Source organism: Candidatus Leptofilum sp. (genome assembly GCF_965223285.1).
GTDB lineage: Bacteria > Chloroflexota > Anaerolineae > Promineifilales > Promineifilaceae > Leptofilum.
Window position 1 is genome coordinate 1,695,221 of record NZ_OZ244997.1, and the last position, 22,077, is coordinate 1,717,297.

At 49.7% G+C, this 22,077-nt stretch carries 19 protein-coding genes; 6 read left to right on the forward strand and 13 right to left on the reverse strand.

The window, feature by feature from the left end:
* Nucleotides 1-2 precede the first annotated feature (2 nt).
* The 5 genes from dnaJ to ACOQPU_RS07870 all read right to left on the reverse strand — a co-directional run bounded on the left by dnaJ (nt 3) and on the right by ACOQPU_RS07870 (nt 6,458).
* On the reverse strand, nt 3-1,154 hold the full coding sequence (dnaJ, locus tag ACOQPU_RS07850) for a molecular chaperone DnaJ (RefSeq protein WP_420644570.1): 1,152 nt from the start codon (nt 1,152-1,154) through the stop codon (nt 3-5).
* Between the two features lie 85 nt (nt 1,155-1,239).
* Nucleotides 1,240-3,153, reverse strand: coding sequence for a molecular chaperone DnaK (gene dnaK / locus ACOQPU_RS07855; RefSeq protein WP_420644571.1), 1,914 nt, complete (start codon nt 3,151-3,153; stop codon nt 1,240-1,242).
* A 29-nt stretch (nt 3,154-3,182) separates the two neighbouring features.
* A complete protein-coding gene (gene grpE / locus ACOQPU_RS07860) occupies nt 3,183-3,755 on the reverse strand; it encodes a nucleotide exchange factor GrpE (protein WP_420644572.1) in 573 nt (190 codons plus the stop codon).
* A gap of 13 nt (nt 3,756-3,768) precedes the next feature.
* A complete protein-coding gene (gene hrcA, locus ACOQPU_RS07865) occupies nt 3,769-4,806 on the reverse strand; it encodes a heat-inducible transcriptional repressor HrcA (RefSeq protein WP_420644573.1) in 1,038 nt (345 codons plus the stop codon).
* Nucleotides 4,807-4,979: 173 nt separating this feature from the next.
* Nucleotides 4,980-6,458, reverse strand: coding sequence for an undecaprenyl-phosphate glucose phosphotransferase (locus tag ACOQPU_RS07870; RefSeq protein ID WP_420644574.1), 1,479 nt, complete (start codon nt 6,456-6,458; stop codon nt 4,980-4,982).
* A 144-nt stretch (nt 6,459-6,602) separates the two neighbouring features.
* Here ACOQPU_RS07870 and ACOQPU_RS07875 point away from each other — a divergent pair, with 144 nt between their 5' ends.
* Genes ACOQPU_RS07875 through ACOQPU_RS07885 form a run of 3 tightly spaced genes read left to right on the forward strand, consistent with a single transcriptional unit; the run spans nt 6,603 to nt 9,922 of the window.
* Nucleotides 6,603-7,829: a S41 family peptidase gene (locus ACOQPU_RS07875; protein WP_420644575.1), complete on the forward strand. Its 1,227-nt coding sequence runs from the start codon at nt 6,603-6,605 to the stop codon at nt 7,827-7,829.
* A 5-nt stretch (nt 7,830-7,834) separates the two neighbouring features.
* Nucleotides 7,835-8,356, forward strand: a complete 522-nt coding sequence (locus tag ACOQPU_RS07880) for a hypothetical protein (protein WP_420644576.1) — start codon at nt 7,835-7,837, stop codon at nt 8,354-8,356.
* An 18-nt stretch (nt 8,357-8,374) separates the two neighbouring features.
* Nucleotides 8,375-9,922, forward strand: coding sequence for an SDR family NAD(P)-dependent oxidoreductase (locus ACOQPU_RS07885; protein ID WP_420644577.1), 1,548 nt, complete (start codon nt 8,375-8,377; stop codon nt 9,920-9,922).
* Between the two features lie 127 nt (nt 9,923-10,049).
* On the opposite strand, the gene ACOQPU_RS07890 is transcribed toward ACOQPU_RS07885, so the two are convergent.
* The 5 genes from ACOQPU_RS07890 to hisS all read right to left on the reverse strand — a co-directional run bounded on the left by ACOQPU_RS07890 (nt 10,050) and on the right by hisS (nt 15,275).
* On the reverse strand, nt 10,050-10,397 hold the full coding sequence (locus ACOQPU_RS07890; protein ID WP_420644578.1) for a hypothetical protein: 348 nt from the start codon (nt 10,395-10,397) through the stop codon (nt 10,050-10,052).
* 79 nt (nt 10,398-10,476) lie between these two features.
* A complete protein-coding gene (gene recN / locus ACOQPU_RS07895) occupies nt 10,477-12,222 on the reverse strand; it encodes a DNA repair protein RecN (protein ID WP_420644579.1) in 1,746 nt (581 codons plus the stop codon).
* Between the two features lie 37 nt (nt 12,223-12,259).
* Entirely contained in the window at nt 12,260-13,135 is an 876-nt protein-coding gene (locus ACOQPU_RS07900; protein WP_420644580.1) for a B-box zinc finger protein, read from the reverse strand.
* Between the two features lie 44 nt (nt 13,136-13,179).
* Nucleotides 13,180-14,010 carry an NAD(+)/NADH kinase gene (locus tag ACOQPU_RS07905; protein ID WP_420644581.1) on the reverse strand — a complete coding sequence of 277 codons (831 nt, stop codon included), beginning with the start codon at nt 14,008-14,010 and terminating at the stop codon, nt 13,180-13,182.
* Nucleotides 14,007-15,275, reverse strand: a complete 1,269-nt coding sequence (hisS, locus tag ACOQPU_RS07910; RefSeq protein WP_420644582.1) for a histidine--tRNA ligase — start codon at nt 15,273-15,275, stop codon at nt 14,007-14,009. The genes ACOQPU_RS07905 and hisS overlap by 4 nt, the downstream gene beginning before the upstream one ends.
* Nucleotides 15,276-15,425: 150 nt before the next feature.
* Here hisS and ACOQPU_RS07915 point away from each other — a divergent pair, with 150 nt between their 5' ends.
* Nucleotides 15,426-15,587 carry a hypothetical protein gene (locus tag ACOQPU_RS07915; protein ID WP_420644583.1) on the forward strand — a complete coding sequence of 54 codons (162 nt, stop codon included), beginning with the start codon at nt 15,426-15,428 and terminating at the stop codon, nt 15,585-15,587.
* 50 nt (nt 15,588-15,637) lie between these two features.
* A complete protein-coding gene (locus ACOQPU_RS07920; RefSeq protein WP_420644584.1) occupies nt 15,638-16,306 on the forward strand; it encodes a sensor domain-containing protein in 669 nt (222 codons plus the stop codon).
* A 66-nt stretch (nt 16,307-16,372) separates the two neighbouring features.
* Here the strand turns inward: ACOQPU_RS07920 and ACOQPU_RS07925 are convergent, their stop codons facing one another.
* Entirely contained in the window at nt 16,373-16,567 is a 195-nt protein-coding gene (locus ACOQPU_RS07925) for a YwbE family protein (RefSeq protein WP_420644585.1), read from the reverse strand.
* Between the two features lie 96 nt (nt 16,568-16,663).
* Here ACOQPU_RS07925 and ACOQPU_RS07930 point away from each other — a divergent pair, with 96 nt between their 5' ends.
* On the forward strand, nt 16,664-17,146 hold the full coding sequence (locus ACOQPU_RS07930) for a carboxymuconolactone decarboxylase family protein (RefSeq protein WP_420644586.1): 483 nt from the start codon (nt 16,664-16,666) through the stop codon (nt 17,144-17,146).
* A 56-nt stretch (nt 17,147-17,202) separates the two neighbouring features.
* Here ACOQPU_RS07930 and ACOQPU_RS07935 read toward each other — a convergent pair whose 3' ends face one another.
* Nucleotides 17,203-20,703: a hypothetical protein gene (locus ACOQPU_RS07935; RefSeq protein WP_420644587.1), complete on the reverse strand. Its 3,501-nt coding sequence runs from the start codon at nt 20,701-20,703 to the stop codon at nt 17,203-17,205.
* A gap of 191 nt (nt 20,704-20,894) precedes the next feature.
* A complete protein-coding gene (locus ACOQPU_RS07940; RefSeq protein ID WP_420644588.1) occupies nt 20,895-22,076 on the reverse strand; it encodes an acetyl-CoA C-acyltransferase in 1,182 nt (393 codons plus the stop codon).
* Between the last annotated feature and the right edge of the window lies 1 nt (nt 22,077).

Consider the following 22,077-nt stretch of genomic DNA (forward strand, 5'->3'; position numbering starts at 1 on the left):
AGCTAAAAACCAAGCGCATTGCGTAGCTGATCCCAAATGCCCCGTTCACCACGCGGTACGACTTCCTTGCCAAGCGTGCGAGAAAGCTGCATAAACAACTCTTCTTGCTCCTCGGTCAGCTTCGTAGGCACAGCCACCTGAATCAGCACATGCTGATCCCCCCGCCCCATGGGCGCACCGCGTCCAGACCGATCTAGCCGGGGCACGCCTTTGCTCCGCATGCGGAATACTTTACCTGGCTGCGTCCCTGCCGGAATATCCAAAGGCTCCTCACCATCTAATGTTGGCACCATGATGCTGTCCCCCAGAGCTGCCTGTGCCACGTTGATATGCAAATCAAGATAAATATCTTCACCACGCCGCTTGAAAAACTCATGCGGCTTCACATCAATCACCACAAACAAGTTTCCTGGCGGGCCACCATCCTGGCCAGGAGCACCCTCACCGGTTAAGCGAATTTGCGTGTCGCTGTCAACGCCAGGTGGCACCTTAACATTCAGATTACGTACTTCCATCACTTGCTTCTGTCCTCGGCAATTTTCGCAAGGTTCGGGAATGAGTTCACCAGTTCCCTGGCAAGTAGAACAGGTTGTCACGTTAACAAAAGAACCCAAGATAGATTGCTGCACACGGCGCACTTCACCAGAGCCATTACAGGTGGTGCAAGCAATGGGGCTGCTGCCCGGTTTTGCACCATTGCCATGACAAACGGAGCATATTTCTGGGCGGCGAATTTCAACTTCTTTGTCGACCCCAAACACCGCTTCTTCAAAGGTGATTGTCAAATCGGCACGTAAATCGGCACCGCGCCGCGGGCCACGGCGTCGCCGACGACTGCCGCCAAATCCGGCATTAAATAGCTCTTCAAAAATGTCGCTGATATTGCCAAAGCCGCCCTCAAAACCGCCGCTAAAGCCACCAGCACCATTTTCTACACCCGCATGGCCATACGTGTCATACATATTCCGCTTTTGCTCATCCGACAATATTTCATAGGCGCGTTGGACTTCTTTGAACTTTTCCTCCGCACTTGCTTCTTTGTTAACGTCTGGATGATATTGCCGCGCTAATTTCCGGTACGCTTTTTTGATTTCATCTTTCGATGCACTGCGGCCTACTCCCAGTACATCATAAAAGTCTCTTTGTGTGGCCATACGGTTCCTTTGGTATCAGAATGACCCAGGAAAATGCAGATTGGAGATTAGAAAGTGCCTAATCTCCAATCCCTAATCTTGCTAATTATGCGTCGCTGAATTCGCCTTCGATGACATCTTCATCATCTTCGCCTTCAGCGGAGGGGCCGCCATTGGCTGCTGGCCCCTCCGGGCCAGGCTGGCTTTGCTGCTGTTGTTGGTACATGGCTGCGCCCGCTTCATTAAGGACGTTTTGCAGGTTAGTAACGGCCGTTTCTAAAGCAGTCGCATCCCCGTTCCCCTGTAAAATCTCCTTCACAGCATCTACCTGGCTTTGAATAGCTGCTTTGGATGCCTCAGGAATTTGCTCGCCATTTTCTGCTAAGAACTTCTCAGCAGAGTAAACGGCCGAATCTGCCTTGTTGCGCGATTCTACCTCTTGCCGACGCGCCTCATCTTCAGCCGCATGGGATTCTGCATCCTGCACCATTTTCTCAATTTCGGTGTCAGACAAACCGCTGGATGGAATGATCTGCATAGCCTGTTGTTTGCCAGTTGCTTTGTCTGCGGCCGTTACGTTCAAAATACCGTCTGCGTTGATATCAAACGTTACTTCAATCTGCGGCACGCCACGCGGTGCCGGGGGAATCCCGTCCAAAATAAACTTGCCCAGGCTCTTATTGTCAGCCGCCATCTGCCGCTCACCCTGGGTTACGTGAATCTCCACCTGGGTCTGGCTGTCGGAAGCGGTAGAGAATACCTGGCTTTTCTTAGTTGGAATCGTCGTGTTACGCTCGATGAGCGGCGTCGCCACACCACCCAATGTTTCGATGCTCAGGGTCAATGGGGTTACATCAAGCAGCAGCACATCTTTCACATCCCCGCCCAAGACACCTGCCTGGATGGCAGCACCGATGCCAACAACCTCATCAGGATTCACGCCCTTGTGTGGGTCTTTGCCAAAGAATTGGCGAACAGCTTCTTGAATGGCTGGCACGCGCGTCATACCGCCTACCAACACTACTTGTGTAATATCGCCCTTCGAGACCCCAGCATCTTTTAAAGCCTGCCGGCAGGGTTCAATGGACCGTTTGACCAGTTCATCGGTGAGCTGGTCAAATTTTGCGCGCGACAAAGTAAGGTTCAAATGCTTAGGACCAGACGCATCGGCCGTGATGTAGGGTAAATTCAGCTCGGTCTGCATGGTAGTAGACAGTTCAATCTTGGCCTTTTCAGCCGCCTCGCGCAAACGCTGGAGAGCCTGACGATCGTCACGCAAATCGATACCCTGATCCATCTTGAACTGCTCGGCTGCCCAATCAATAATCTTCTGGTCGAAGTCATCACCACCCAAGAAAGTGTCACCATTGGTGGATTTCACTTCAAATACGCCATCACCAACTTCCAATATGGAAATGTCAAACGTACCGCCGCCCAAGTCGTAAACCGCAATCAGTTCATCAACATCGCTGCCCAGGCCGTAAGCTAAAGAGGAAGCAGTTGGCTCGTTGACAATGCGCAATACTTCTAAGCCCGCAATTTTACCGGCGTCTTTGGTTGCTTGACGCTGGCTGTCGTTAAAGTAAGCTGGCACGGTAATAACGGCTTGGCTCACGGGCTGACCCAAATATGCTTCGGCATCTGCCTTGATTTTTTGCAAAACCATTGCCGAAACTTCTGGCGGTGAGTATTCGCGTTCGTTCATTACGACACGCACATCGCCATTTGGTGCCTTGCGGACTTCGTAAGGGGAATACTTCAACGCTTTTTGCACCACGGGGTCATCAAATTTTCGCCCCATGAAACGCTTTACAGAGAAAACGGTGTTCAGTGGGTTGATAACCGCTTGCCGTTTGGCAACCTGCCCTACCAGTCGTTCCCCGGTTTTGGCGTTGATAGCGACGATGGACGGAAAAGTACGGCCGCCTTCGGCACTGGAGATCACGACCGGTTCGCCGCCTTCCATTACAGCCGCAACTGAGTTTGTGGTTCCTAAATCGATTCCAATTATTTTGCCCATTTTTAATATTCCTTGTTTTCTGTTTTTGGTTATGCAGCTACGACAACGAGAGACGGCCGTATTACACGATCACCTATTTTGTATCCAGTTTGCAGCACGCGGCATACCGCCCCACTCTCAAATTCATCCGTGGGTTCCTGGGTAATTGCCTCATGCAAATTCGGGTCGAATGGCTCCCCAATGGCCTCAATAGCCGTAACGTTAAAGTTTTCTAGCGTGGCCGACAGCTTGCGCTGCACTAGCTGAATACCCTCTAGCCAGCTATGTTCGCGAATATCCTCCGGCAGACTTTCCATTGCCCGCTCAAAGTCATCTACGACCGGCAGCAGCTTTTCTATAACGCTGGCCGTGGCATTGGTGTACGTATCCAGTCGCTGCTTCTCCATCCGCTTGCGGGCGTTGGCAAATTCAGCCTGGCTGCGCATCCAGCGATCCTTAAAGTCAGCAGCTTCTGCCTCGGCCGCTGCTAATTGCTCTTCAAGGGTTGGCAGTACCTGCTCTGTAACATCTTCAACAGATTCTGCTACTGCTTGCCCATTGTCTGCCGCTTCTACATCGGCAGCATCCTCTTGAATTTCTTCTGCTACTTTTTCTTCACTCACTGGTCTTACCTCGTTATGCAGATTCTTTTCGTTCGGGGTCTTCCAAATAATAGTCGTAAACAAAGCCGCTCATCAGGTTGGCTACATATTGCACGGCAGCGACGTTACGGCCGTATGACATACGCGTCGGGCCAATGACCGCCACCGTGCCGCTAAATTGATCGGCAACACCGTAACGGGACAAAATAATGGAGCAATCTTTTAGCTCTTCCCAACGGCCGTCGCCACCGATAACGACCTGCACGCCATCCTGGGAGGTTTGTGTTTCTGCCAGCACATTTGCCAGCAATGTACGCTCCTCCAGAACACGCACAGCTTGGCGCGTTCCTTCATCGTCCACAATATTCATCAAGCCATCCCGATAAATATCTGTGATGGTACGGTTATCTGAGCGGCGCAAAATATCCAGCGTCAGCTTGGCAACATCTGCTTCCAATTCATCCAGATGTCCTAATCGGGCAACCGCTTCTTCGTAGTTAGCATCAACCAGCAGCCCATTCATCCTGTCGGCCGCTGCACTTAAGCGAGCTTGAGAGATTGGTTCTGCCAACGTCAGCATCTGCTGCTTCACTTCACCGCCATAAAGCACCAAAATCATCAACACCAGTCGCCCCTGGGTAGAAATGAGCTGCAAATGTTTAAAGCGATTAGATCGCGGGCGAGGCGCTGTTACAAAACTGGCACCCAAAGAAGTGCGCGCCAAAATGGCGGCCGCCAGCCGCATCCACTGGTCTAAATCCAGACGCGCCTGGTGAAACTGGTGGCGAATCATCTGCTGTTCATGTACTGGTAAGCGGAATTCACCCAACAATTTTTGCACAAAATACCTGTACCCCACTTCGGTGGGAATACGCCCCGCAGAGGTGTGAAGCTGCACCAAATAGCCCATCTCATCCAGAGCAGCCAGCTCATTGCGCACAGTGGCCGAGCTAACGCCCAGCTCATACCGGTTAACCAATGTTTTTGAGCCAACGGGCTGACCCGTTTCAACATATGTACGCACAACCAATCCCAGGATTTTCTCTTGTCGTTCGGTGAGCGTTGCAAACATACTGTGCCTTTACGGACAATGAGACTAGGGTTTGCACATAACACCGCTAGTCTCATTTTTCTAAAAATATTTAGCACTCTTGTTAATTGAGTGCTAATGAGGTACTTCAAATATCATAACATGCCGCTTGGCGAGCGTCAAATAAGAACAATGTTAGATCGAGGGGGAGAGTGCTAATCTTGAGAGGTGGCAGATGTGGTTTCAGACGGCCGTATTTCTTGCAAAGGTTCCGGCAACGGCTCTTTGCGGCTTTTGCGTTCCACAATTTGCCAAAAGGTGCGCAAAATAATCTTGATATCCAGCAAGATGGACCAATTTTCCATATACCACAAATCATACTTGGTGCGTTCCGCAATGGAGGTATCGCCCCGTAGGCCATTGACCTGTGCCCAGCCCGTCATGCCGCCTTTCTCCTGATGCCGATCCATGTAACGCGGCACTGTTTGGCGAAACTCATCAACATAATGCGCTTGCTCTGGCCGTGGGCCGACAAGACTCATTTCGCCCAGCAGCACATTGATCAAATTAGGCAATTCATCTGCCTCAATTTTACGAATCAACGTTCCTAGCTTCGTTTGGCGCGGGTCGTTATCTGTCGTCCAGCCAGGACCATCGCGTTCCGCATCCCGGCGCATTGAACGGAATTTGATCATGCGGAACGGTTTAGCATCTAGGCCCATCCGCTCCTGCACAAAAAAGACTGGCCCGGGCGATTCCAGCTTGATGGCTACGGCAATGAGCAGCATGAGCGGCGACAGCAGCACCAAGCCTAAGGCCGATCCCATAAAATCCATTAGCCGCTTGAAAATGAGTAGGTAGCCACGCAAGGAATAATCCCGCACCGAAAGCAGCGGCAGGCCGCCTAATTCATCAATACTGGCCTGAGAGGTGACAAATTGGAAAACATCGGGGAAGATTTTGATGGAAACACGCCCACGTTCACAGTAAGAAATAACCCGCACGGTTTCCCGATGCCCCTTCTCTGGCATAGCAATGATGACTTCATCCAGGCCCAAATTATCGATCAGCGTTGGCAAATCTTCCGGGCTACCCAACACGGGCACACCACCAACCTCACGGCCGTTTTCAACCCCATTCACCACGCCCAGCAGCTCATACCCCAGATAAGGTGAGCGCAAGATTCGCTGAACAACCACTTGGGCCATATCGCCCGTGCCCACCACAATCACACGATCTTTGCCCCAACCCCGGTGGCGCAACGCTGTACGCAGCATTTGGTGCGCCAAGCGGCCCAACAACAGCAGGATGATGGCCAATACCCAGGCATAAATGATCATCGCCCGCGGATAGTCTAGAATGACCCGATCATTTTTGAATAAAAAGGTAGAGACGGCTACGGCAACCAACGTCCCAATGGAAACGGCCGCAAATACATAATACAATTGATCGACGCGTGAAACTGCACGGGGGATGTAGTAAAGTCGGTAGAAGAACAGAGCAACAACCACCGAAATCACCTGCACAACCAGCAAGCCGCTGTAAGCCGTTAGGGGCACATTCACAGCTAGAGGCTCTGGCCAATCAATTTGCGCCCGTAGCTGGTACGCCAGCACAAACGCAACTGCTACCAACAGGGCATCTAGAATGACCAATGAGATGGTATAAATGGTGCGAATCCGCTGGTTGGACATGCCCATATTGTATCAAACAGCAAGGGGGCAACCAACTGAGGAAACAACGGCCGTTCGTCGTTCAGCCAGTGTTAAACCTACGTCAACCGCACTTTAATAAATTGATCTTATAATAGAGGGAAAATTCAACAACTGGAGCTTTTCATGAATTCTCGCACCATCGTCGGTTATTTTTTTACCTTTATCGGCGCCATCATTATTTTTTCCACTGGCTACCTCATCGGGCAGTCCCCTAACGCCCCGATCCAGCTTTTTAGAGAAACGGCCGTTTCTGGCGGCGGCGAACAGTTTGAGCCATTTTGGGAAGTGTGGGAACTGGTTCATGAACGATATTTGCGTCAGCCGGTTGATGACACAATTCTAATTGAAGGCGCAATTGACGGTATGTTAGCTACCCTTGACGACCCGCATACCCGCTACCTTTCCCCCCAAGATCAGCAAGCTGCCCAAGAGTCTATGGATGGCGAATTTCAGGGCATTGGTGCGGAGGTGGAGGATGTCGATGGCGCAATTACTGTCGTAACACCCATTGATGGCTCTCCAGCACAAGCCGCTGGCATTCAGCCCGGCGATATATTGCGCGAGGCAGACGGTGTTGTACTCACCGGCATGGATGTGACCGAAGCAGCCGCCCTGGTGCGCGGCCCGGCTGGCACCACTGTGAGCCTTGTCGTAGAGCGAGACGGCGAGCTGCTCAACATCGACATCGTGCGGGATGTGATCAAACTGGCAACGGTGCGGGGTGAAATTTTGGAAGAAGGCATTGCCTATGTGCGGTTAAGCCGGTTTGGCAACAACACTGATGAAGAATTGGATGAATTGCTTTCAGACCTGTTAGCAGAAAATCCATCTGGGCTTATTTTGGATCTACGACGCAACCCTGGCGGCTCGCTGGACACAACCGTGGAAATTGCCGACCAATTTTTGGACGAGGGGCTGGTGCTGGTGGAGCAATTTGGTGATGGTGAAACACGGCCGTTTGAAGTAGACAACGACGGCCTGGCCCAGGACATCCCCATGGTCGTGCTCATTGACGAAGGGAGTGCTAGCGCCTCTGAGGTTTTGGCGGGGGCAATTCAGGATCGCGGGCGTGGGATCATCATTGGGCAAATTTCTTTTGGCAAGGGCACGGTGCAAACGTGGCACACCTTGTCTAATGATGGCGGTGTGCGCGTCACCATTGCTGAGTGGCTTACCCCAGAAGAATCTTCGATTGACCAAATTGGTCTAACGCCAGATTACTTTATCCCCTTACCAGAACCCGCCGAAGGTGAAGAGTTGGAAGATACGCAGCTTGAGGCCGCCATCGACTTTTTGCTGGGCGAAACAATCGTCAGCGTGCCGCCGGAACCAGACCTGCAAGGTGAGTAGAGTCGATGGTATCTTCACGCTGGAATAAAAGAAACAATTCCATTTTGTATACAGGCATGACAATCATCGGCAGTATCTTTGCGCTGTTTTGGATGCTGCTCATCTGGTTTGGGCTTGAAAGGAATTGGGTCTCGCTACTCATCACGGTTCTTTTAATTGGAGCAGTATTCTCATTAACATTTGCCTTGCAGAACCGCCATGCTAATGCGCTAATTCGAGTTCTGAAAATGGAATATACGGCCGTAGATTTTGCCTTGCGGCTGCTATTTAAGGAAAAACAAATTCGTTTTAATCGGCAGACGGAAGAAGAGTCAACACGCATTGAATTCTCGGGGCAAAGTCTGACGATGACTGTACAGCCCTATTTCCTCCACAATTTCGTCGCTAATCAAAAAACACGCCCGCAGCCAGCTACCCTGCTCACGATTCGTGGTCTCAATGAACAAAACAAAGCGTTTGCTGAAATGCTTGCAGATTCAATAGATGAAATGGCGAAACAGAAAGCTCGCGTGGGGGCACCAGCCTAACTTATTGAAGGAGCGTTTTTGGCGACCATTCTCATTACAGGGGCAACCGATGGCATTGGGCTGGCAATGGCCAGGCAGTACGGCAATGTCGGTCATCGCCTCATTTTGGTGGGCAGACGGCCGTTTCACACCTTAACCGATCCCCTTCCCCTATTCACGAAACAAAATTATTGCCAGGCTGATCTTGCCCAGCCAACAGCCAACGACACAGTTGCCAATTGGCTGCAATCCCAGCAAATTGAATCGCTCGATCTGCTCATCCACAATGCTGGAACAGGCTACTTCGGCTCGCTGGCGGCACAGACGCTGGACCAAATTGATGAGCTGCTCACCGTCAATTTGCACAGCCCAATTGCACTCACACACAAACTGTTTCCCTGGCTGTACAGAGCGCAGGGGCGGGTGGTTTTTGTGAGTTCGGTGGCAACGGCCGTTCCCACCCCGGAATATGCTGTTTATGGTGCCAGCAAAGCGGCACTGGAAGGGTTTGTCCGCAGTCTGCGCGTGGAGTGGCAAGGCAAGGTGACGGTGCAAACTATCAGCCCTGGAGCTACCCGCACCGGAATGCACCAAAAAATTGGCCTCACCCAAGCACAGATGAATTGGGAGAAGTTCCCATCGGCAGAAACCGTCGCCAGCAAAATAATTCGCACGATTGATAGCAAACGGCCGTCTGCCACCATTGGGTTTGGGAATAAGCTGCTGCGGTTTGTGGGGCGGAACGGCCGTTTCCTGCTCGATCCCGTTCTGCAAAAGAGCGCACCCCAACTTAATAGCCAAGCGCAACCTAAAACTCCGCCAACCTGCCTCATCACCGGCGCAGCCGACGGCATTGGTCGGGCATTAGCGTTTCGGTACGCTCAGGCAGGCTACCACATTGTCGGGCTAGACATCGACGAAAAAAAAGCCGCCCAAACCCACACGGAAATCGAGGCACTGGGCGGCAACGTGAATTTTGTCATTGGTGATTTGGGAAATCGCGCAGGCTTAGCTGCCATCTTGCCGCAACTGGCAACTTTTGCGCCCTTCAACTATGTTGTCCACAATGCAGGCATCAGTACCGTAGGACGATTTGAGACTGTGCCCCTTGAAAAACAACAGGCGGTGCTCCATCTCAATCTACACGCACCTCTTTGGCTCACGGCCGAACTTTTCAAGCGAAATTGGCTCACGGCAAACGCCAGCTTTGTTTTTTTGTCGTCACTTTCCTACTTTGCCAGCTACCCTGGGGCGGCGGTGTATGCTGCCAGCAAGGACGGCCTGGCCAACTACGCCCGCAGCTTGCAGGCGGCTTGGCAAGACGGCCGTTGCCTCACCGTATTCCCTGGCCCAACGCGCACCGCCCACGCCCGTCGCTACAGCCCAGACAACAGCCGTGAAGACGGCCGTATGCCCCCAGAAACGCTCGCCGAAGCCATTTTCCACGCTGAACAAGCGGGGAAATCCCGTCTAATTCCTGGCACACAAAACAAAGTGATGGGTTTAGCAGGGCATCTCTTCCCTAACCTGTTGGAATTAGGCATGAAGAAAATGATTTTGGAGAAGTTAGATGGGGAGGTAATTTAGTGGTTTAGTAATTTTCTAGGGATTAAACAGGTTGTTCCAAAATCACCTTCTTTTTCCAAATGTCATTCCCGTTTTCACGGGAATCCGCCACCTGGCAACTTGTGAATATCCGTTTCAAGAGGCTCACTCAAGCCAACTCACCTTGATTTTTAAGAGAATAAAGTTGCCAAAGAAGAAATGCCCCTATAATAATGGCAAAATAATTGACGCCACGCCCTATTGCAAAGGCATAAACAATAGCACCGAACATTTCCACTGCAATTACAAGCAAGACAGTCTGCTTGCCGTTTTTTAACAACCATGCCGCTAAAAGCGAAAGCAAACCAAGCAAGGTATTAAAAATCATATCTCCAACAATTATCGAGGTGAATTCTGTTGTCAAACCCGAAAACAAGTGAATTAGTCCGGCAACAATACCCAAAATTCCGCCTATAATTAAGTATCGACTCAACGAAGCTATAGACATAGTTTTCATGTTTAATCTTCCTTACCAGCTGTGGTACGCGTAATCGGCACAAGGTTTTTAAGGCCAAAATAATCAAATAAATACCCAATTACTTAGGTTTCACGGCCGTTTTCGCCCCATTGGCTACTGCCAAAATAGATTCAGCACCGCCACGGGCGTGTTCCCCCTGTGTGCCCAGCATGGCAGCCAGTTCCTGAATACGGCCGTCTCCCTCCAGCGCGTGAATGCGGGTGGTGGTACGGCCGTCTGCCTGCCCCTTGCTCACATGAAAATGCACATCCCCGTAGCCAGCTAGCTGGGGCAAATGGGTGACAACGATGACTTGATGATCGGCAACGGCCGTTAACCCCCACAGCTTGCGACCCACCACATCCCCCACGCGGCCACCAATCCCCTGGTCAATCTCGTCAAAGATGAGCGTGGGCGTTTTGTCTACCTGGGCCAACGCCGTTTTGAGGGCCAGCATGAGCCGCGCGGTTTCGCCACCGCTGGCAACTTTGGCCATTGGCTTAAGCGGTTCGCCGGGGTTGGTGGAGATGAGAAATTCCGCCTGGTCAAACCCGGTTTTATCAAAAGCAAGCCGCTCATGCTCCACATAAAGGCCATCGGCTTGGGTAACGCGCTCGAACTGCACTTCGAATTTGGCACCATCCATTTGCAGATCGGTGAGTTGGGTAACAACGGCCATTGCCAACCTCTCTGCCGCCGCCTGTCGCTTTTTCGAGAGTGCCAACGCCATTTCACCGCAGCGACGCAAGTAAGAATCTTCCGTTTTTACCAGTTCGGCAATGCGTTCTTCACTATTGTCGATGCGGGTTAACTCTGTTTTGGCACGGTCACACATGGCGAGAACGGCCGTAATATCTTCCCCATACTTCCGCTTGAGCTGGCCAATCAACTCTAGCCGCTCTTCCACAAAATCGAGCCGCTTGGGATTAAACTCCACCTCATCCAAATAACTTTGCAGCTCCGACGAAACCTCGCTCAGCTGGTAAATCAACCCTTGCAGCCGCTCTAGCAGCGGCCCTTGCGTCTCGTCATAGCGAGTCAATTGCACCAGCGACCGCTCCACCTGCCCCAACATGTCGGCAGCCGCCTGTGACTCATCATCCATGCCGGTGAGCAAATTGACGGCTTCAGAAGCAGCGCGCATAAGCTGTTCAGCATTGGCCAAGCGCGTGCGCTCGGCACGAAGCTCTTCCTCTTCGCCATCTTCCAGTCGGGCTGCTTCAATTTCCTCGATTTGGAAGCGCAGCATGTCGGCACGCTGGGCCAACATGCGCTCATTTTGGCGCAAGTCGGCCAGCTCACTTTCAATTTCCATGAGAGCAGTGATCTCTTTGGCGAGGGTTGCCCGTTCGGCCTGCACCCCCGCGTAGGAATCCAGCAGGGGCAAATGTGAACGGGGTTGCAGTAAGGAGAGATGCTCTCCCTGTCCATGAATATCAATCAGCGGCTCGGCCACATCACGCAGCACGGATAGGTTGACAGTACGGCCGTTTACCCGACAAATGTTACGGCCGTTCAGCCGCAGCTCGCGAGAAAGAAACACAGATTGCCCATGCTCTTCATCCAAACCCTCTGCTTCCAAAATGGGGCCAACAATCTTTTTGAGCGATGGCGACAACCTGAAGGTAGCTTCCACATACGCTTCGTTGGCCCCTGAGCGGACAAAGGTCGTGTCGGCGCGGCCACCCAGCATCAGCGTGACCGCATCCAGAATGATTGATTTACCAGCACCGGTTTCACCCGTCAGCACGTTAAACCCTTTGTGCAGCTTAACCCGCAGTTCGTCGATAATGGCAAAATTACGAATGTATAGTTCTGTTAACATAGTTTTTTAAGAAGTAGGCAAGTATGGCCGTTTAACATTATTTCATGTAAGAAAATAGTGCGCCACCGGCCACAAACAGGAAAATGCCTGGGCTAATTAACACAAATAAGCTGGAAAATCCAGCAAGTAAGATGATTGGCAATAACCATATAATTGTCCCTAATACCAACATGCCCACCATAATGTGCGGCAAATAACGGCCACGCCGCCGCCCAATGGCTTGCTTACTAAATCGGCCAATGAGCCGCCCTACAAGCCCCCCCGCAAAAATCATAATGAAGTAGGTAAAGAAACCGCCCCGCAAGCCTAATCGGGCTACTAAATAGCCAGCAATCAAACTTAAGACAAGGCCAATGGCAGGTGCAACCACGTAATCCAGCGTGGTCGCGTTGAAAAATATCTCTTCTTTTTCGCGAATGCAGTCCGGACAACTGTACCCAACTGGCGTTTTGATGGCACAACTGCTGCAAATCGGTTTGTCGCAATTGTAGCAGCGCAGCGAGGTAGGCCGGTTGGGATGGCGATAGCAGGCGAGTTCAAACGCTTCTTCATCTTCGGGGGCAACGGCCGTATGCTCATGTTCTGTTGGCATTGGCTCAGGCTCTGGTTCAGTGACTTCGGCTTCTGGTTCCGGCTCAACTGCCCACTCTGGCACCGATTCGCCGCGCAATTCTGCCAGGGCACGTACCGCTGGGGCAAAATCTGGCTTCAGCGACACCGCCTTTTTGTACGCTTCTTTTTGTTCAGCGGCATCATTTATAACCTGCCCCAGCCCAAACCACGCCTCAGCTAAATCCGGGGCTTCATCTAGCAACTGCCGATAGAGTTGTGTCGCTGCGGCTCGTTTCCCTGAATCAGCCACCTTGTTTGCCTGGCGCAACATCGCGCGTATTCGGGGGTCTTGTAAATCCATAAATTTTTTCCACGTAGAGACATTGCAATGCAAGGTCTCTACCACTATTTTGAATAGCCCAACCGCCCCATAAGCCGCCGATAAAAGTAACCTCGGCTTTCTACACGAGCAAATTGACAATCATTTTCTGACTTTGTAATGAGCACGACATCTTCATTTTCCAGCAAAATGCCGTCAGTGCCGTCTGGTGTTAAATACGCCTGGTGATCCATCTGCACCGTAATGGCAATTTCCGCTTGCTCATGAAAAATAATGGCCCGATCAAAGGTGAGGTGAGGTGCTACTGGCACCACCACAAAGTTCGGCAGCTGGGGGGGTAATAGCGGGCCACCAGCGGCCATTGAGTATGCTGTTGAACCGGTTGGCGTCGCCACGATAAGGGCATCAGCCGTGTAGTCGGTAACGTGATCGTCATCCACATGCAGTTGAAAACGAACCACCCTTGCCTGACGGCCGCGCCCCACCACCACATCATTCAGCACAGAAAAGGTGTGTAGAATACGGCCGTTCCGCTGGATTCGCGCCGCCAGCATGAGCCGATTTTCAACCCAGCATTCGCCAGCTAGCACCTTTGTCAACTTCTCAGGCCATTCATCCGGCTGGGCCTCACACAAAAACCCCACACGCCCTAAATTGATGCCAAAAATAGGCACTCGGCACACCGATGAATAGCGAGCTGCCCTGAGCAAGGAGCCATCGCCACCTAGCACCACCAGCAATTCGGCTGTAGGCACCAACTCGGCCAAACGCCGCTCATCATGTGAAGATGCTTGCCAAGTAGTTAGTTGGCGCGCCGCTAGCCACTGCTCAATTTGCGCAGCCAGTGGCCGCGAGGCGGCCACCTTCGGGTGGTGGAGAATGCCAATCCGGTTCATTCAGCTTTTAAAAATGGGATAATCTCTGCAAGTTTAACAAGCTGCTGTTCGCCTCCGTCTAACGGCCGTACCATCACTGACTCTGCTTCCAATTCAGAATCGCCCAGGATGAGAACCGATTGGATGTCGTGCTTGTTGGCTTCGCGCATTTGGCTTTTCATGCTGCGCCGGTTGCGGGCAAAAGCCAACCGAGTGCCAATGCTTGCCGCCCGCAACTGGAACGCTAGCTGAACGGCCGCTTCTTTCGTCGCCCCACCAAAATGCGCTACCAATACTGTTGGCTGCTCTGGGCCAGGCGGTTCCAGACCTGCTTCCCGCATACCCAACACAATGCGCTCGATGCCGCTGCCAAAGCCAACGCCTGGCGTGGCGGGGCCGCCAATATCCTCAGCCAGCCCGTCATACCGGCCGCCGCCGCAAACGGCCGCTTGCGCGCCAATGCCCTCTGCCCACACTTCAAACACCGTCTTGGTGTAGTAATCAATGCCACGCACCAACCGGAAATTAATGCTGTAGCTTTGGTCTAACGCATCTAGCAAGCCACGCAAATCCGCAAAGTGCGTTTCGCAATCATCACAAAGGTGATCCACGATGTGTGGCGCGTCAGCCAGCAGTTCATCCATGCCTGGCTCCTTGCTATCCAGCACCCGCAGCGGATTGCGGCGCATACGCTCCTTGTCAATGTCCGCCAGCTTGTCCAGGTGCTGATCCAAATAAGCCACCAGCTTTTCGACGTAGGCTGGCTTGCAGGTGGGGCAGCCCGTGCTGTTAAGTTGGAAGGTCAGCCCCTGGTACCCAAGCTCACGGTACAAATTCATGGCCAGCAGCATCACCTCTACATCGGCGGCAGGGTCTGTTTCGCCTAAAATTTCGCAATTAAACTGGCTGTGCTGCCGATACCGTCCCGCCTGCTGACGCTCCCGCCGAAAGGCTGGGCCCATGGTGTACAGCTTCACTGGCTGCGGCCAGCTAGACATGCCGTTTTGAATGTAAGCACGCATAAAACCGGCTGTAAACTCTGGCCGCATGGTGATGGTAATACCTTCGGACTCTTCAACTGTGTACATCTCTTTCTGCACAAAAAAGTCCGACGCCTCGCCAACGCCCCGCTGGTACAGTTCGGTGTACTCCAAAATGGGCAAATCGACGCGCTGAAAGCCGTAAAGGCGCGCCAATTCAGTCGCTTTTTTGATAACTAAATCCCAGTAACGCCAATCATCGGGCAGAACATCCTGCATCCCTTTGGCGCGTTGTATTGTGGTCAAACCTGCCTCCTAAGAAAAAACTCCCGCAGGTTCCGCCTGCAATCACCGCTGGAGAATAAACCTGCGGGAGGTTGGTCGTTCATGGTGTATCCATTTTTTACTGGATGGTTGCCTATTATAGCGACATCAAGGGGATTTTGTAGTTTTCTCATGCCGCCCTATGTGAATAGAAACGGCCGTTCCCAAACCCACCACTTGGAATACATGACCCAATCTATCCGAGAAGCGTTGGCTGTGGGTGCCGTATTCTTCATGATGACGCTGGGCGGCTTGCGGGAGCTTTTGCGAATTCGGCAGCATGTTACAACTTAATCCACCCCGCTGCGTAATGGTGGTCAACTTGGAAAAAGGAGTGAAAGGAAATGAAAAACTCAACTTCACAATTTGCTGACCATTTTGCGGTTTTGCGCGAGAAACAAACCTATTTCAATTTGATTTATTTGCTGCTGGCCTTCCCTTTAGGCATTGCCTACTTTGTTTTATCTGTTACCGGGCTTAGCTTGGGGGTAGGGTTACTCATTGTATGGGTAGGATTACTGGTTCTGTTGGTTCTTTTTGCTGGCTGGTGGCTCTTGGCCGCCTTGGAGCGACTATTAGCTGTCCATTTGCTAGGTGAAGAGATAGCCCCACTGCCAATCCCCCTCACCAGCGAAGGCAGCGTGTGGGAGCGCACCAAGGCCCACTTTACGAATCCAATCACCTGGAAAAGCTCTCTTTATTTGATGCTAAAGTTCCCATTAGGCATCGCTTCTTTTGTGGCAACAGTAACGGTTTTGTCCTTCTGTGGTGGATTGGTCTTTGCACCGCTGTTTTACCAAAGTGGGCAAATTTCAATCTTTTCGTGGCACATTAATACCTTTATAGAAGCAATCGTAGCTTCTGGTATTGGTTTGCTAATTGCGCCTTACGGCCTCCAGCTACTTAACAAGGGGGCTGAACTATCTGGTCAATTTACTCGCTTCATGTTGAGTAATGGCGATCAGGAAATCGCTGAAAAAAGCCCAGAAGATTTGATCAAAGTTGCAGCCTAAATTTACCTTTCCCAGATTGGTTCAATCTTTGAGTGGTTCAATCTTTGAGGTTGAACCAATCTCTTTTTACCCCAAAATTTCCTTCACGCGCCCCACAGCCCCACTTTGCAAACGCACTTTGATACCGTGCGGATGCTTGCCGGACTTCGTTAGGATGTCCTGCACAACCCCCTCAGTTAATTTTCCGCTTCGCTGATCCTGCTTTAACACAATAGCTACACGCAAGCCAGCCTTGATATTTGAACGCCTTGTCCCATCCATAATTTTGTTCCATCTCTGTAACGTTTGCACCTTTTTACCATCTAAAAGAACAAGAGGCACGGCAGGCATGATGTATTTAAGGTGGAGAGCGCGAGCATGGACAAATTTAAGCGACGAACGTATCAGGGAATTAGAGAAATGTTAGCTGACCTGATTTGGCCGCTACGCCATCGGGCTCAATTGCGGCAGGCCATACGGAGTGGTTTGGTATCTGCTCAATTTCGAGAACGGTTGATGATGGTGGTAACGGCCGTTAACCAATGTCGCTACTGTGCCGCATTCCATACCAAAGAAAGTTTGCGCGTTGGTCTGGCTACTCATGAAATCCGGGGAATGCTGGCGGGCGATCTAGCCACTGCCCCCGAAGATGAACTCCCGGCCCTGCTCTATGCTCAACATTACGCCGAAACAAACGGCCGTCCCGACACAATCACCCGCCAATCACTCCAAACCACCTACGGCCGTTCCCGCGCCGAAGCCATCGAAACCGTCTTGCGCCTCATCCGCATGGGCAACTTGCTGGGGAACAGTGCGGATTGGGTTTTGTATAAGGTATCATACGGCCGTTGGGGAAGCTGATTGCTTGCATATCTCCGTTACAAAGAATGCAGCTTATTTTTCTATGGCAATTTCTGTCAATTGTTTCTGAGCACTATACGTATTTGCTCAATATTCTTGTAAAGTTCGTCTAGAAAATCATAGCGTAAAAGCCATAATCGCTTATTTTGCCCATTTGTATATTTTTTTATCCAATTGTCAACAAGATTTGATGCTGCTAACGACTTTCCTGTATCGTTTGAGTGTGACTCCCCTTTCATATGCTTGGCATAAGGAACAAATCCCATTATTCCATACTTATATTCCTCAGCAGCAAGGCCAGATAATCGGAGCATTCGTCTATTTGCTTCTACACGCTGATTTTCCTGTATTCTAGCAAAAATTACTTGTTCTATTGTAGTTGCTAACTCGCTCAATATTATATCTGTATCTTTAGTTGGAGTTAATAATCCTTGCTTATAAATTGTCTCGACAAACCGATTCAAAAAATTTGGATAAGAATATTGTGCAACAAGGTTTAAAAATTTTCGGCCATTGATTGGGCTTTTCGGGCTGCGTTTCCACCTTATCCAAGTTATCCAATCCTTAATCAGATTTATTGGCCGATGAAAAATTACTGTCGGTGCATTCTGAACAGAAATTATAACGATCACGAATACAACAATTATAATTTTAGCGACAAACCAAAAAGGAACGATTACTGTTGATTTCCAATCATATTTTATCTTATCAACAGTTGTCCCAAATGATTTTCCCATTTCTACTAATCCCAATATTACTTGAGCAATGTGCAAAAATGGCCAGAAAATTGGGTGGACACGAAAGCCAGCGAGAACAATAGCAAGTGCCATAGGTGCCCAACTCCAGCTTAAAAGAATGATTTGAAGAATAATATTGATGGTTGGGCCAAAAGCTTGAAGGAAAAGGGAATCAGCTTCTTGAGTAAAAAAAGTTGGTCTTTCAATTAATAAATATCCAAATGATAGGGCTCTCCCTAAAAAGGCACCGAATAAAACTGAACCACCTCCAAACCCACGTAAACTACGGTATGAGATAAGAGTTATCAACCCCACATAAAGAATGAAGCTAAAGAACTCAATAAATTCCAAAATATCCTGCACAAAAAAAAGAAAGAAAACAAACGGTAATGCAGTAATAAGAAAAAAAATAATATGTATAGTTAAATCAATTCGCGGTATCCACAAAAGAAGCTTAAACGAAGCCAGAAAAGACTTTGCATTATCCAGACGTTTAAGATGAGCATTAGTTTTATCTTGCTCGCGTTTGAGTCGTCCGCTCGAAAATAGTTTCACTAAAGCGCGCCGAATTGATTCTCCTATATCGCTGGGAATATCTTGTAATAAAGAAGTTTGACGGTAAGCTACTTCTTCCAACCATAAACTTCCACTCTTAAATGCATCACGTATCAACCAAGTCAATACAGAAGAAGGGACAATTCCAGCAACCTCCAATGCCCACTTCTTATCAGAGCCAATGCCACTGGTGTAGGCCGTCATAATCACTTGGGAAGCTTTTAATCGTAATGCATCTGGAACAACATGGAGACGAGAACCTAGGCCACTTTGTAGCAGATCGCAAAGATACAAAGCTTGAGCAGGCCAAGGAAATGGTTGGGGAAGTTTCCTTCTCAGGAAGTCTTTTTTAGCCTTCTCTTCAGCAGTTATTTGATTTATATACTTAATCGGTTGGTTAATAATATTTGGGATATTATCTATTACTTCGTTAAGAATATTGTCCGCCTCTCTTATCAATGGGGTCAGTTCCTTAAACGGCTGTGTTTGACACATTGTAACCGCTGTTTCACGCCATTGAGCATCGGTGAGCAATTGATTCATAGTCACACGGTGTTTCTCTTGTAAAACCAAGCATGTAGCGAAATATTCTTGAAATCGTCTATGAGAAAATGTGAATTGTTTAAATCCGGCTTCGGCGACAACAACTTCTGGACGAGCTAATTTGATATACTCCAAAGCATCTAGTTGAATATTTAAATTATCACTTAAATCAAAGTTTAGCTGTTGCAAAGCTGATTGAAGTGCATCACGAGTAGGCGAAAGACCTAATCCTTGATTTGCGGCCATAGTAAAAGCAACCTTCTCAGCCGTGGCTCTAACTTCAGCCGGATCAAGTTGAAATCTGTGTCTAAGCCTTTCTTTATCGCGGCTAAGACGATTTTCTATATAAGACTCAAATACAACAAACGTATTGGATGGGAAGACTTTCTCTGCACGAATATATTCACAAAGCAATCCAAGGAAAAGAGGATTGCCTGACATCAAGTGGATTTCTCTACTGGCAATTCCTAAGTTCTCGGTTAAAACACTCATTAATTCATGAGGTAATTCAACTCTCTCAACCAATTCAAACTTTTTCGAGTCAGACAGAGGCAGGATACGGAAACGCGGCCACGATACTTGTTTTGGCCCCCTAAAGTAGCGTGAGGCAACAACTCCTCTACAGGTGTTCATTCCAAGTAGGAAATCCGATATAGCCTCAGCGTACTTACTAATCGTATTATCAGCTTCTGCAGAACTCAATATTTCAGGTATTTCATCAAACGAGTCAAACAGGAAAAACCATGTCCCATTTTTCAAGCCTCTATCAAATTCCTCAGTCAGAAACTCATCAATATCTCGATCATTGGCACGATTTAAGGATTGAAGCACAAATTCATAAATTAGATTCCTATCAATTTCATTATTTTTTGATTCTCTAGGGCTTGTCCAGATCAGATTTGGCCTCAGGTCCCTGCATTTTTCGATCAGTTTGTACGATTGCTTACGACGCCAACAATAAGTAACTAGTTCCCGACTCTTTTCGGTCTTGGTAACACCCTGTAAATCTTCCCAATCAATATCTAAGTCAAAGCAAAGACTTTTTAATTCGGCAATATTAAAAGACTCAACCAGTAGATCATTTATATCTTTATTTAGTTGTTGTTTGCTTTTTTGTCTGGACGCAACTTTTTCACGATCTAATTCTTTCAAATTAATAAAAATGGGAATAAGAACGTCAGCTCTCCTAGAATGGGCTGCTCTCGTTGCCATACTGACTGCTACATGGCGAAGTGCAACGCTTTTGCCTGAGCCTGGATCTCCCTCAACCAATATAAGCCGTTCTGTGCTAGATTCAATCGCTTTTGAAAGTGATTTTTCACGTCGCAATCCACCTCTAACTTTTTTCTTTAATGGTATCCAACTCCTAACTAGACGTTCACCCTCGGCTTCAATTTCGGCCTCAAGTTCTGTATATCTATAATCCCTCCACTCTTCCAAGCTGTTAAGTCGGTAAATTTCTCTTTCGACATGCTCTGCAAATCGACTCCTACGACCGATAAGCCGCTTCTCTTCCAATTTCAAGAAAAGAGACTGGGCTTCTATTAACCACAATTCTTTGATTTTTGCTACGAAAAATAAAATTCCCCATACACCAGCAATGATCAGAAAAATGACGCCAACATAGCCTAGCAGTGCAAGAAGCCAAGAAATGAATTCTGTTTCTGCCTGCAATTGAATTGTCAACAACACTGCATGTACTTGGGGGATAAAATTCGTCACTTGTTGCCTCTCAAAAACATGAAAAATATATCTGAAAGATAGCCTGTATTAGGGGTAAAAAAATTAATCCAAAACTACTGGAAAAAGAAAAAGCGTCCAGCAGGATTTTACGATGCTGGACGCTTTTTCACAATTATTTGAATCTTTACCTGGCTTATATGCCTACCAAAAAATGATTATCTTCTTATGATTTAATTCAAATTTTCAAAAATGCCAGCGGCACCCATGCCGCCACCAATGCACATCGTCACCATGCCAAACTGGTTGCCACGCCGCTTCATCTCGTTGATGATTTGTACCGTCAATTTAGCCCCAGTGCAGCCTAGCGGATGCCCCAAGGCAATCGCGCCACCATTCACATTGGTAATTTCTTCGTCAAAGCCAAGTTCCCGAATGACAGCCACCGCTTGCGCCGCAAATGCTTCATTCAGCTCAATAAGGTCGATGTCGCTTAGGCTCATGCCGGTGCGCTTGAGCAAGCGCGGTACGGCCGAAATCGGCCCCACGCCCATAATTTCTGGGCGTACGCCACCGACGTTGAAGCCAACAAATTTCACCAGCGGGGTCAGCCCCAGCGCCTCGGCTTTGCTACGCTCCATCACCAAAACGGCCGCGGCCCCATCACTGAGCGGCGAGGCGTTACCTGCCGTTACCGACCCGCCCTGCTTGAATACTGGACGGAGCTTGGCCAGCCCTTCCAGCGTCGTACTTGGTCGAATATGTTCATCCCTGTCAAAAACGATGGTTTGCCCCTTCGGACCATCTGCTCCTGGCGTCACTTCCTCAATCTCAATGGGCAAAATTTCATCCTTGAACAACTCTTTTTCGTAGGCGGCCATAGCTCGCTGATGGCTACGTAACGCAAACTCATCCTGCGCCTGACGACTCACTTCAAACTCGTCGGCCACCTGTTCGGCCGTGAGTCCCATGCCCATGTATACTTCTGGGGCGTTTTCCACCATGTACGGATTTGGATTGACGCGGAACCCGGTCATCGGCACCAGGCTCATTGTCTCTGCGCCACCCGCAATGATAGCATCTGCCCCATTGGCAATGATGCGCTCGGCGGCCAAAGCAATGGTTTGCAAACCGCTGGAGCAAAAGCGGTTGACCGTCATCCCCGGCACGTCTACTGGCAGCCCAGCGCGGAGGGCGATGCTGCGGGCGAAGTTCAGCCCCTGCGCCCCTTCGGGCATGGCACAACCCATGATCACATCGTCAATTTCTTGCGGATCCAGCCCTTCTGCCTGCCGCATTACCTCGGCCACAACCGCTGCCGCCATCTCATCGGATCGCCAGTTGCGGGTCGTACCTCGTTTACCTTTGCCTACGGCCGTTCGGCTGGCCGCTACAATGACTGCTTCTCGTGTCATA

Coding starts and splice junctions, on each gene's coding strand:
- dnaJ (WP_420644570.1), bottom strand. CDS start 1,154: ATGGCCACACAAAGAGACTTTTATGATGTACTGGGAGTAGGCCGCAGT.
- dnaK (WP_420644571.1), bottom strand. CDS start 3,153: ATGGGCAAAATAATTGGAATCGATTTAGGAACCACAAACTCAGTTGCG.
- hrcA (WP_420644573.1), bottom strand. CDS start 4,806: ATGTTTGCAACGCTCACCGAACGACAAGAGAAAATCCTGGGATTGGTT.
- ACOQPU_RS07870 (WP_420644574.1), bottom strand. CDS start 6,458: ATGTCCAACCAGCGGATTCGCACCATTTATACCATCTCATTGGTCATT.
- ACOQPU_RS07875 (WP_420644575.1), top strand. CDS start 6,603: ATGAATTCTCGCACCATCGTCGGTTATTTTTTTACCTTTATCGGCGCC.
- ACOQPU_RS07880 (WP_420644576.1), top strand. CDS start 7,835: ATGGTATCTTCACGCTGGAATAAAAGAAACAATTCCATTTTGTATACA.
- ACOQPU_RS07890 (WP_420644578.1), bottom strand. CDS start 10,397: ATGAAAACTATGTCTATAGCTTCGTTGAGTCGATACTTAATTATAGGC.
- recN (WP_420644579.1), bottom strand. CDS start 12,222: ATGTTAACAGAACTATACATTCGTAATTTTGCCATTATCGACGAACTG.
- ACOQPU_RS07900 (WP_420644580.1), bottom strand. CDS start 13,135: ATGGATTTACAAGACCCCCGAATACGCGCGATGTTGCGCCAGGCAAAC.
- ACOQPU_RS07905 (WP_420644581.1), bottom strand. CDS start 14,010: ATGAACCGGATTGGCATTCTCCACCACCCGAAGGTGGCCGCCTCGCGG.
- ACOQPU_RS07915 (WP_420644583.1), top strand. CDS start 15,426: ATGCCGCCCTATGTGAATAGAAACGGCCGTTCCCAAACCCACCACTTG.
- ACOQPU_RS07920 (WP_420644584.1), top strand. CDS start 15,638: ATGAAAAACTCAACTTCACAATTTGCTGACCATTTTGCGGTTTTGCGC.
- ACOQPU_RS07925 (WP_420644585.1), bottom strand. CDS start 16,567: ATGGATGGGACAAGGCGTTCAAATATCAAGGCTGGCTTGCGTGTAGCT.
- ACOQPU_RS07930 (WP_420644586.1), top strand. CDS start 16,664: ATGGACAAATTTAAGCGACGAACGTATCAGGGAATTAGAGAAATGTTA.
- ACOQPU_RS07940 (WP_420644588.1), bottom strand. CDS start 22,076: ATGACACGAGAAGCAGTCATTGTAGCGGCCAGCCGAACGGCCGTAGGC.